This is a genomic window from Nocardia vinacea NBRC 16497 (assembly GCF_000308835.1).
In the GTDB taxonomy this organism is placed as follows: Bacteria; Actinomycetota; Actinomycetes; order Mycobacteriales; family Mycobacteriaceae; genus Nocardia; species Nocardia vinacea.
Genome location: NZ_BAGN01000091.1, coordinates 33,638 through 44,106, shown reverse-complemented (window position 1 = coordinate 44,106; position 10,469 = coordinate 33,638). Strand labels below are relative to the sequence as shown.

At 67.1% G+C, this 10,469-nt stretch carries 10 protein-coding genes; 1 reads left to right on the top strand and 9 read right to left on the bottom strand.

The window, feature by feature from the left end:
- Positions 1 to 164 precede the first annotated feature (164 nt).
- The 3 genes from argH to ON44_RS12190 all read right to left on the bottom strand — a co-directional run bounded on the left by argH (position 165) and on the right by ON44_RS12190 (position 3,811).
- Entirely contained in the window at positions 165 to 1,586 is a 1,422-nt protein-coding gene (argH, locus tag ON44_RS12200; protein WP_040689245.1) for an argininosuccinate lyase, read from the bottom strand.
- Positions 1,583 to 2,488 (bottom strand): SAM-dependent methyltransferase, encoded by a 906-nt coding sequence (locus tag ON44_RS12195; RefSeq protein ID WP_040689243.1) that lies wholly within the window; start codon positions 2,486 to 2,488, stop codon positions 1,583 to 1,585. Before ON44_RS12195 ends, argH begins: the two co-directional genes overlap by 4 nt.
- Positions 2,489 to 2,608: 120 nt before the next feature.
- The gene (locus ON44_RS12190) at positions 2,609 to 3,811 is read right to left on the bottom strand and encodes an argininosuccinate synthase (RefSeq protein ID WP_040689239.1); all 1,203 of its coding nucleotides are present in this window, start codon (positions 3,809 to 3,811) and stop codon (positions 2,609 to 2,611) included.
- Between the two features lie 252 nt (positions 3,812 to 4,063).
- Here ON44_RS12190 and ON44_RS50140 point away from each other — a divergent pair, with 252 nt between their 5' ends.
- Entirely contained in the window at positions 4,064 to 4,213 is a 150-nt protein-coding gene (locus ON44_RS50140) for a hypothetical protein (RefSeq protein ID WP_157187122.1), read from the top strand.
- Between the two features lie 95 nt (positions 4,214 to 4,308).
- On the opposite strand, the gene ON44_RS12185 is transcribed toward ON44_RS50140, so the two are convergent.
- The 6 genes from ON44_RS12185 to argC all read right to left on the bottom strand — a co-directional run bounded on the left by ON44_RS12185 (position 4,309) and on the right by argC (position 10,335).
- Positions 4,309 to 4,821 (bottom strand): arginine repressor, encoded by a 513-nt coding sequence (locus ON44_RS12185; RefSeq protein WP_040689265.1) that lies wholly within the window; start codon positions 4,819 to 4,821, stop codon positions 4,309 to 4,311.
- 121 nt (positions 4,822 to 4,942) lie between these two features.
- Entirely contained in the window at positions 4,943 to 5,923 is a 981-nt protein-coding gene (gene argF / locus ON44_RS12180; protein ID WP_245567116.1) for an ornithine carbamoyltransferase, read from the bottom strand.
- Positions 5,920 to 7,134: an acetylornithine transaminase gene (locus ON44_RS12175; protein ID WP_040689235.1), complete on the bottom strand. Its 1,215-nt coding sequence runs from the start codon at positions 7,132 to 7,134 to the stop codon at positions 5,920 to 5,922. The genes argF and ON44_RS12175 overlap by 4 nt, the downstream gene beginning before the upstream one ends.
- A complete protein-coding gene (argB, locus tag ON44_RS12170) occupies positions 7,131 to 8,066 on the bottom strand; it encodes an acetylglutamate kinase (protein WP_040689233.1) in 936 nt (311 codons plus the stop codon). The genes ON44_RS12175 and argB overlap by 4 nt, the downstream gene beginning before the upstream one ends.
- On the bottom strand, positions 8,063 to 9,280 hold the full coding sequence (gene argJ, locus ON44_RS12165) for a bifunctional glutamate N-acetyltransferase/amino-acid acetyltransferase ArgJ (RefSeq protein WP_040689231.1): 1,218 nt from the start codon (positions 9,278 to 9,280) through the stop codon (positions 8,063 to 8,065). The genes argB and argJ overlap by 4 nt, the downstream gene beginning before the upstream one ends.
- Entirely contained in the window at positions 9,277 to 10,335 is a 1,059-nt protein-coding gene (gene argC / locus ON44_RS12160; RefSeq protein WP_040689229.1) for an N-acetyl-gamma-glutamyl-phosphate reductase, read from the bottom strand. Before argC ends, argJ begins: the two co-directional genes overlap by 4 nt.
- Between the last annotated feature and the right edge of the window lie 134 nt (positions 10,336 to 10,469).

Below are 10,469 nucleotides of genomic sequence, written 5' to 3'. Positions count from 1 at the left end.
GCAATCCCCGCAATCGCCGCCCCGCTGGTACACGTCGCGGACCTACTGGGTCGACGGTCTGCATCAAGATCAGGTGGAACTGATGGCGGGGGCTTCTCGGCCGATGCCGCCATAGTTTCCACCTGATCTTGATCGCTTAGGCGGAGCGCCTGCGCGAGGGGGAGCTACGGGAAGAGGGGGCGGAGGGTGGTGATGGTGTTGCGGATGTCGTTGAGTTGCGCTGTGACCTGTACGCCTGCGGTGCCGCCGCGGGCATTGCGGGAGGCGATCGAGCCCTGCACGGTGAGCACTTCGCGGACCTGTGGGGTCAATGCCGGGTCGATGGCGGCGAATTCTTCGTCGGTCAGCTCGTCGAGGCCGACGCCGCGCGCCTCGGCGGCGCGCACACAGGCACCCGCGGCCTCGTGTGCGACGCGGAACGGAACACCCTGCCGGACCAGCCATTCGGCGATATCGGTGGCGAGGGTGAAACCGGCGGGGGCGAGTTCGGCCATGCGGTCGGTGTGGAAGGTGAGCGTCGAAACCAGGCCCGCGATGGCCGGTAGCAGCAGTTCGAGCTGGGCAACCGAATCGAACAGGGGCTCCTTGTCCTCCTGCAGATCCCGGTTGTAAGCCAGCGGTTGGGCTTTCAGGGTCGCCAGCAGTCCGGTCAGGTTTCCGATGAGACGACCGGCCTTGCCGCGGGTGAGTTCGGAGACGTCCGGATTCTTCTTCTGCGGCATGATCGACGAGCCGGTGGACCATGCGTCGGCGAGAGTGATGTAGCCGAACTCCGGTGTGCTCCAGATGATCACCTCTTCGGCCATCCGGCTCAGATCGACGCCGATCATGGCGAGCACGAACGCCGCCTCGGCCGCGAAATCACGTGCGGAGGTGGCATCGATCGAATTCGCCGCCGCGGCATCGAAATCCAGTTCGGCCGCGATGGCTTCCGGATCGAGTCCGAGCGAGGATCCGGCCAGTGCGCCGGAACCGTAGGGCGACACCGCCGCCCGCTTGTCGAAGTCGCGCAGCCGATCGATATCGCGCAGCAGCGGATGCGCGTGGGCTAGCAGATGGTGCGCGAGCAGCACCGGCTGCGCGGCCTGCAGATGCGTCTTGCCGGGCATTACCGCGTCCGGATGTGCGGCGGCCTGGGCGACCAGCGCGTCGACCACATCCAGGAGTCCGGCGGCGACCCGGCGGGCCGCATCGCGCAGCCACATCCGAAAGAGCGTGGCCACCTGGTCATTACGCGAGCGCCCGGCCCGCAGTCGTCCGCCGAGTTCGGCGCCGACTCGATCGATCAGCCCGCGCTCCAACGCGCCGTGCACGTCCTCATCGGCCTCGGCGGGGGCGAACGCTCCCGAATCCACGTCCGCCGCAAGGCGATCCAGTCCGGCCAGCATGGCGGCAAGGTCGCTTTCCGACAGCAGTCCCGCCTTGTGCAGCACGCGCGCGTGTGCCTTCGACGCGCGAATGTCGTAGGGAGCCAGCGCCCAGTCGAAATGGGTCGACTTGCTCAGCGCGGCCATTGCCGCGGCCGGTCCGGACGCGAAACGTCCGCCCCAGAGCGCCCCTTCGTTGGTGCTGCCGCTCTGCGTCATCGTGTGCTGTCTCCTCCGGGTCGTCGGGCGGTGAACAAAATATGGGTCTTAAGGCGGACGGCGGCCGCGTCGGAGACCTCCCGGCCCCGGCTGCGCAGCACCTCGGCCGGATCGGCGCGTGACACCGTCCAGCCGTGTTCGGCGAACCAGTCGATCGGATCACTGCGGCCATCGTCGGAGTACCACAGTTCGCCGACATCGACCGTGACGTCCACCCCGGACGATCGTGCCTCCTGCAATGCCTTCGAGTCCGGCGCGGCACCGGATGAGCGGTAGATCGCGATGCGACTGCCCGGTGCGCTCGATGCCACGATGTTGTCGAACAGCCGGTCCTGAGCGTCCGCGGGGAGGTAACGCAAGAGGCCTTCGACCAGCCATGCGGTCGGCGCGGCCGGATCGAATCCATTGTCCCGCAATGCCGCCGGCCAATCCTGGCGCAGATCCACCGCGATCGCACGGCGGTCCGCCGCGGGCGCAAAATCCGCCAGCGCGCGCTCCTTGAACTCCAGAACCTTCGGCAGATCCAGTTCGAAAACCGTTGTGCCGACCGGCCATTCGAACCGATAGGCCCTGGCGTCCAGGCCGGCGGCGGGAATGACGAGCTGCCGGATGCCATCGGCGGCCGCCTCCTGGACGTAGGCGTCGAGGTAGCAGGTACGCGCGATGAGGGCCGAGATAATGGGGCCCATCGCCGCGATCGCGGCCTCTTCGAGATCCGGGATCTCGCCGCGCACGATGCGCGTCCAGGATTCCGAACCGACGGCGGTCACCAGCACTTCGGCGTACGGGTCATGGAACAGCGCGTCCGGGCGGCGGCTCTCGGCGGCTCGCATTGCCGCGACGCCGAGGGCGGTGGCGCCCACGCCCGATTCGATATCCCAGCTGTCGTTGTCGGTCCGCATCGCGCTCCTTCCGGGTCGGCGGCTCACTGCGCGCCGACCCGATCGAGCCTAATAGGCGCAATCGGACGAAGTCCGTCGCTGATCTCTTGCGCTCGGCCCGAGCGAAGGCGAGGCCACCGCCTACTTCTGGTTGAGGTCGCGACGGGCCGCGACCTTGGAGGACAGGCCGTGGATCTGCACGAAGCCCTTGGCGAGGGACTGGTCGAAGGTGTCGCCCTCGTCGTAGGTGGCCAGGTTGAAGTCGTAGAGCGACTGCTCGGAGCGGCGGCCGTTGACCACGACCGAACCGCCGTGCAGCACCATCCGGATCTCGCCGGTGACGTGCTGCTGGGTTTCGGCGACGAAGGCGTCCAGCGCACGCTTGAGCGGGGAGAACCAGAGGCCGTCGTAGGCCAGCTCGCCCCAGCGCTGCTCGACCTGCCGCTTGTAGCGGCCCAGTTCGCGCTCGATGGTGACGTTTTCCAGGGCCTGGTGCGCGGTGATCAGCGCGATGGCGCCGGGGGCCTCGTAGATCTCGCGGCTCTTGATGCCGACGAGCCGGTCCTCGACCATATCGAGGCGGCCGACACCCTGGCGGCCCGCACGATGGTTCAGCTCGACGATGGCCTCGAGCACGCTGACCTGGCGGCCGTCGATGGCGACCGGCACGCCCTTGTCGAAGGTGACGATGAGTTCGTCGGGCGCCTCGAAGTTGACCGTCGGGTCCGAGGTGTAGTCGTAGACGTCCTTGGTCGGCGCGTTCCAGAGGTCCTCGAGGAAGCCGGTCTCCACCGCGCGGCCCCACACGTTCTGGTCGATCGAGAACGGCGACTTCTTGGTGACGTTGATCGGGAGCTGGTTCTCCTCGGCGAAGGCGATGGCCTTCTCCCTGGTCCAGGCGTAGTCGCGGACCGGGGCGATCACATTGAGGTCGGGGGCGAGCGCGCCGATGCCGACCTCGAAGCGGACCTGGTCGTTGCCCTTACCGGTGCAGCCGTGCGCGACGGTGCTCGCGCCGTGGAACTTGGCGGCCTCGACGAGGTGCTTGACGATGAGCGGGCGGCTGATCGCCGAAACCAGCGGGTACTGGCCCATGTACATGGCGTTGGCCTGGATGGTCGGCAGGCAGTACTCGTTGGCGAATTCGTCGCGCGCATCGACCACGATCGCCTCGACGGCGCCGCAGTCCAGCGCGCGCTGGCGCACCACATTCATGTCCTCGCCGCCCTGGCCCAGATCGATGGCGACCGCCACGACCTCGGCGCCGGTCTCCTTGCCGATCCAGCTGATCGCAACGGAGGTATCGAGCCCACCGGAGTAGGCGAGTACGACGCGCTCGGACATGTCTTTGTGCTCCTCGGTTTCGTGCTTGTCTGCAGGTCGTGCCCGCATCCGCGGGCGGCGGGGCGCGGCGCCCACCGACGCGCCCAATCGCACGTCAGGCGGCCCGAACCGTCGTGCAAATGATTATGCACGATGATGCAAGCCCATTCACAACCGGGTCCGAGTTCCACCTTCCGGTAGCACCTTGGCACCCCTGTCCACCTATGTCACGCTTTACCCGGTAACTATCGGAGCGGGCAAAGGACGGACCCCATGCTGCTGCACCTCATAGCAGGCGAATTCAGCACCCTCGGCAACGACGTCCTCGATATCGGCCGCGCCCTAGTCGACCTCGTACAGGACATCATCAACGTCGGCACGCCGGGCACCTCCCACGGCGGCGGCGAATACCCTTTCGGCTGACATTTCCGCTCGATCACATCGCATGGTTGTGCCCTATACGAGATAGGCGCAGGGTATGCGTCACCAAGGGTGACCGCGCTGAGGACGCCGGGGGCTCAGGCGAGTTCTTCGATTTTGGCGGCTAGTTCGGCGCCGGTGAGGGGCTCACGGGCTATTACGGCAATGGTGTCGTCACCGGCGATGGTGCCGACGATGAAGGGGAGGGCGGCGCGGTCGAGGGCGCTGGCCAGGTAGTGGGCGGCGCCGGGTGGGGTGCGCAGGACGGCGATATTGCCGCTGGCGTCGGTGGAGACCAGGAGATCGCCGAGGAGTTTGGAGAGGCGGTCGGTGCCGCCGGTGACGCCGCGGACGGGGCTGCCGTCTTCGGGTACCACGTAGACGCCCGCGCCGCCGTCGGCGGCGCGCAATTTCACGGCGCCGAGTTCATCGAGGTCGCGGGACAGAGTGGCCTGAGTGGTTTCGATACCTTCGGCGGCAAGCAGTGCGGCGAGTTCGGTTTGGCTGCGTACCGCGTGCGCCGTCAGCAGTTCGATGATGCGGGACTGGCGGCCGGCGCGGGTTCGAGCGATTGCGGGGGCGGACTTACCCGCGTCGGGCTGGACGGTCATGACCATGCCTCACCGAGGCATCTCGCCGCGGCCCCGAAGAAGGCCGCGCTGGATCGGCCGCAGTGCCCCGCGTGGTCACGCCGAGCCCCCGAGCCTGTCGCTCCCGCGGCACCGAATCGGCTCACTGCGCCTCACCTCGCTTGGCCAGCAACCACACCAGCAGCGCCTTCTGCGCATGCAGCCGGTTTTCCGCCTCGTCCCAGACCACACTGTGCGGTCCGTCGAGCACCTCGTCGGTGATCTCCTCGCCGCGATGCGCCGGAAGGCAGTGCAGCACAACGACATCCGGTTGTGCCTTCGCGAGCAGATCGTCGTTGAGCTGGAACGGCCGGAACGGTCCGACCCGGTCGAGGCCGTCGTTCTCCTGCCCCATCGAGGTCCAGGTGTCGGTCACCAGAGCATCGGCACCCGCCGCGGCGGCAACCGGATCGCCGGTGAGGGTGATGGTCGCACCGGTCTCGGCGGCACGCTTGCGCGCGGCCTCCAGAATCCACGGCAGCGGTTCGAAACCCGTTGGCGCGGCGATGGTTACGTTCAAACCTGCCGTCACACCACCGAGCAGCAGCGAATGCGCCATATTGTTCGCACCGTCACCGAAGTAGGTGAGGTTGCGCCCGACCAGATCGCCCTTGCGCTCGACCAGCGTCTGCAGATCGGCGAGCACCTGACACGGGTGGAACTCATTCGACAAAGCATTGACGACCGGAACCGTTGCGGTGATGGACATTTCGTCCAGACGCACCTGTTCGAAGGTCCGCCACACGATCGCATCGACGTAGCGCGAGAGCACCTTGCCGGTATCACCGAGCGTCTCTTCGCGACCGAGCTGGGTGTCACGACCGTCGACCACCACCGCATGCCCGCCGAGCTGAGCGATACCCATTTCGAAGGAGAACCGCGTGCGGGTGGAGTTCTTCTCGAAGATCACCCCGACCCCGCGCGGCCCTTCCAGCGGCCGGTGCGCGAACGGATCCTTCTTCAATTCCGCTGCGAGCGCGAGAATTTCCGCCTGCTCGGCAGGCGTGACATCATCGTCGCGCAGAAAGTGCCGGACCGGCCCGCCGCCACCCCTCATGGAATCGCTCCGCGATGCTGTACTCATTTGGCCCCCTTGGCGTCTGCGATCGCACCGCCGAGAATCTCGGGCAGATCGCCGACGAAATTGTCGGACTGGGTCTCGGTGAGCACCAGCGGCGGCGCGAGCCGAATGATGTTGGGCTTGGGCGCATTCACCAGATAGCCCGCCTCCCGCGCCCGGTTCTCGACCTCGGCCGAAATATCGTCGGTCAGCACGATACCGAGCAGCAGGCCCGCGCCGCGCACGTGATCGATCAGCGGATGCTCGAGCAGTTCGATACCGTCGCTGAGCCGCTTGCCGACAGACTCGACATGGGCGAGCAGATCGGTCTCATCGATGGTGCGCAGTACCGCCAACGCCGCTGCGGCACAGACCGCATTGCCTCCGAACGTGGTGCCGTGCAGACCCGGCGTCAGCAGATCGGCGGCCGGTCCGGTGGCCAGCACCGCACCGATCGGCAGCCCGCCGCCGAGCCCCTTGGCGAGGGTGATCACATCCGGCACGATGCCGAATGCCTGGTGCGCGTAGAACTTTCCGCACCGGCCGATACCGGTCTGCACCTCGTCGAGAACCAGCAACGCACCGTGACGCGCGGTGATCTCCCGCGCCTTCACCAGATAGTCGATGGGCGGCACGACAACGCCGCTCTCGCCCATGATCGGTTCGAGGAATACGGCCGCGGTGTCCTCGTCGACAACCGCCTCGAGCGCCGCCGCATCGCCGTAGGGCACATGGACGACACCCGCAGGCATCGGCTCGAACGGCGTCCGCTTGGCGGGCTGTCCGGTGAGCGCGAGCGCGCCCATGGTCCGGCCGTGGAATGCCTCGTCGGTCGCGATGATCTTGTGCCGCCCGGTCAGCCGCGCCATCTTGAACGCCGCCTCATTGGCCTCGGTGCCGGAGTTGCAGAAGAACGCGCGGCCGTGGCCGTCCCCGAATTCACCGTCGCCGAAGTGCGCGAGCAGCCGTTCGGCCAGTTCGATGACCGGTTCGTTGGCATAGATATTCGAGGTGTGGCCCAGCGTGCCGAGCTGCTGGGTAACGGCTTCCAGAATCGCCGGATGGGCATGCCCGAGGCTGTTGACCGCGATACCGCCGAGGAAGTCGATGTAGCGTCTGCCGTCCGCGTCGTAGACCACCGCGCCCGCGCCGCGCACCAGCGCGACCTTGGGGGTGGTGTAGTTCTTCATCAACGCGGCGGACCACCGCTGTTGCAGCTCTGCTGTGTCACTCATATTTTCGTTCCGTTCAGTGTGTCCGCCACGCTCGTCGGGAGCGGGGCGGGCGTCACCATCGTTCCGATTCCTTCTCCGGTGAACAGTTCCAACAGCACCGAATGCGGGACGCGACCGTCGATGACATGTGCGGTCGGCACCCCGCCCTGCACGGCGCGCAGGCAGGCTTCCATCTTGGGCACCATGCCCGCATCCAGACGCGGGAGCAACTCGGCCAGTTCGGCCGCGTCGATGTGCGAGGTGAGCGAGGAACGGTCCGGCCAGTTGGTGTACAGGCCCTCCACGTCGGTCAATACCACCAGCTTCTCCGCGCCGATGCCCTCGGCGAGTGCGGCGGCAGCGGTGTCGGCATTGATGTTGTGCACCACGCCGTCGGCGTCCGGGGCGATGGTCGAGACCACCGGAATGCGACCCGCACCGATGAGGTCGAGCACCGCGTCGGCATTCACCTCGGTGACATCGCCGACCAGACCGATATCGGTGGCCTCGCCGTCGACATCGACGGTGCGCCGGGTCGCGGTGAACAGCCGTGCGTCCTCACCGGAGATGCCGACCGCGTACGGACCGTGCGCGTTGATCAACCCGACCAGTTCCCGGCCGACCTGACCGAACAGCACCATCCGCACCACATCCATCACCTCGGGCGTGGTGACGCGGAAGCCGCCGCGGAATTCGCCTTCCAGTCCGAGCTTTTTCAGCATCGCGCTGATCTGCGGTCCGCCGCCGTGCACCACAACCGGATGCACGCCGACGGTGCGCAGGAACGTCATATCAGCGGCGAAGGCCTGTTTGAGGTCCGCGTCGACCATCGCGTTGCCGCCGTATTTGACGACCACGATCTTGTCGCGGAACTTCTGCAGCCACGGCAATGCGTCGGCGAGGACGTGCGCTTTGTCCAATGCCGAAAGTTCCTGCACCGCATTGCTGGTCATGAGCTGTAGGCCGAATTCTCTTCGACATAGCCGTGCGACAGGTCGGTGGTCCGCACGGTAGCGGCACCGTCACCGACATTCAGTTCGATCCGCACCTCGATATCGGCGCCGGACAGGTCGACCTCGCGCGCACCCGGCGCGCCGACGCTGTCGATGCAGACCGGATTTCCGTTGAACGACACCGAGATCCGGTTCGGATCCAGCGTGATCGGTGCGATACCGACGGCGGCCAGCACCCGACCCCAGTTCGGGTCGGAACCGAAGAGCGCGGTCTTGACCAGACTGTCGCGGGCGACGGCGCGCGCCGCGATCAGCGCCTCGTCCTCGGAGACCGCACCGGCGACGGTGATCTGCACCCGCTTGGTCACGCCCTCGGCGTCGGCCATCAGCTGGGCGGCCAGATCGTCGCAGACCGCGAGCACCGCCGCATCGAGGTCCTCCTGCGACGGCGTGACCTCGCTCGCCCCGTTGGCGAGCAGCAGCACGGTGTCATTGGTGGAGCAGGAGCCGTCGACATCGAGCCGGTCGAAGGTGAGCCGAGTCGCGTTGCGCAGCGCGCGATCCAGTTGTTCGGTAGTTGCGGCGGCATCGGTGGTGAGCACTACCAGCATGGTCGCCAGCGAGGGGGCGAGCATGCCCGCCCCCTTGGCCATGCCGCCGACATTCCACTTGTCGCGGTGGTGGAAGGCCGCTTCCTTGGGCACGGTGTCGGTGGTCATGATCGCGTATGCCGCGTCGAGACCGCCGGACAGCCCGCCGCCCATTTCGTGCACGATCTCGGTGACGGCCGGAATCACCTTGTCCATCGGCAGCCGGTCGCCGATCAAACCCGTTGAGCAGACGGCGATTTCACCCGCGCCGGTTTCGGTGCCCCAATTGCTCAGTGCCTTGGCCAACTCCTCGGCGGTCTGGTGGGTGTCCTGGAATCCGCCCGGACCGGTACACGCATTGGCCCCACCGGAATTCAGGATCACCGCACGCAAGCGGCCGGCGGTGAGCACCTGCTGCGACCACAGCACCGGTGCGGCCTTCACCTGGTTGCGGGTGAACACGCCCGCGGCCGCGTATTCCGGCCCCTCATTGAATACCAGTGCCAGATCGGGTTTTCCGCTGGCTTTGATACCAGCGGCGATGCCCGCCGCCCGGAAGCCGAGCGGTGCGGTCACGCCCTGGCTCCGGACCAGCTTGCCTGCCGGAGTTTCGATCGTCGTCACGGGGCCACTCCTACGGTGGAAAGTCCTGCCGTCTCGTCGAATCCGACGGCCAGATTCATGGATTGGACCGCGGCGCCCGCGGTGCCCTTGGTCAGGTTGTCGATCGCGCCGATCACCACGAGCAGTCCGGCGTCGGCATCCACCGCGACCTGGAGGGTCACGGCATTGGAGCCGAGCACCGAACCCGTCTGCGGCAGTGTGCCTTCCGGCAGCAGCTGCACGAATGGTTCGTCGGCGTAAGCCTTTTCATAGACCGCGCGAGCCTGTTCGGCGTCGACTCGGGTCGGGGCGGTGCAGGTCGCGAGGATGCCACGCGGCATCGGCGCCAGCACCGGGGTGAACGATACGGCGACCTCGGTACCACCGGCGGCCTGCAAGTTCTGCGCGATCTCGGGGGTGTGCCGGTGCGCGCCCGCGATGCCGTAGGCCCGCACCGAACCCATCACCTCGGACCCGAGCAGGCCGATGTCGAGTTTGCGGCCCGCGCCCGAAGTGCCGCTCACCGCAACAACATTCACCTTCGGTTCGATGATTCCGGCCGCGATCGCCGGTGCCAGCGCGAGGCTGGCGACCGTGGGATAGCAACCGGGAACGGCGATCCGGTGCGCGCCGCGCAACCGCTCGCGCCCACCCGGCAGCTCCGGTAGGCCGTACGGCCAGCTGCCCGCATGGGTGGTGCCGTAGTACTTCTCCCAGGCCGCCGCATCGGTCAGCCGGAAGTCGGCGCCGCAGTCGATGATCACCGTCGACTCCGGCAGCTGCTCGGCGATGGCGGCGGACTGACCGTGCGGCAGGCCGAGGAAGACGATGTCGTGGCCGGCCAGCTCATCGAGCGTGGTCGGCGCGAGCACGCGATCGGCGAGCGGCAGCAGATGCGGCTGCAGCTCCCCCAGCGTGCTACCCGCATTCGATCCAGCGGTCAGCGCCCCGATGACCAGGCGCCCGTCGCGGTAGGCCGGATGACCGAGCAATAGACGCAGCACCTCACCGCCGGCGTATCCGCTGGCACCGGCCACAGCAACCCGCAACACTGGGCTACTCGACGAATCAACCATGTGATGATTATGCACGATTATGCAAGCCCATTCATGAACGGGGTCCCGCATCGTATGGCTGGACCTGGTCACCAGGCCGTTCTATTGCTGCCGTGCCGTGATACCCGGCAAGCAGCCGCCTCAATCAGATTGAC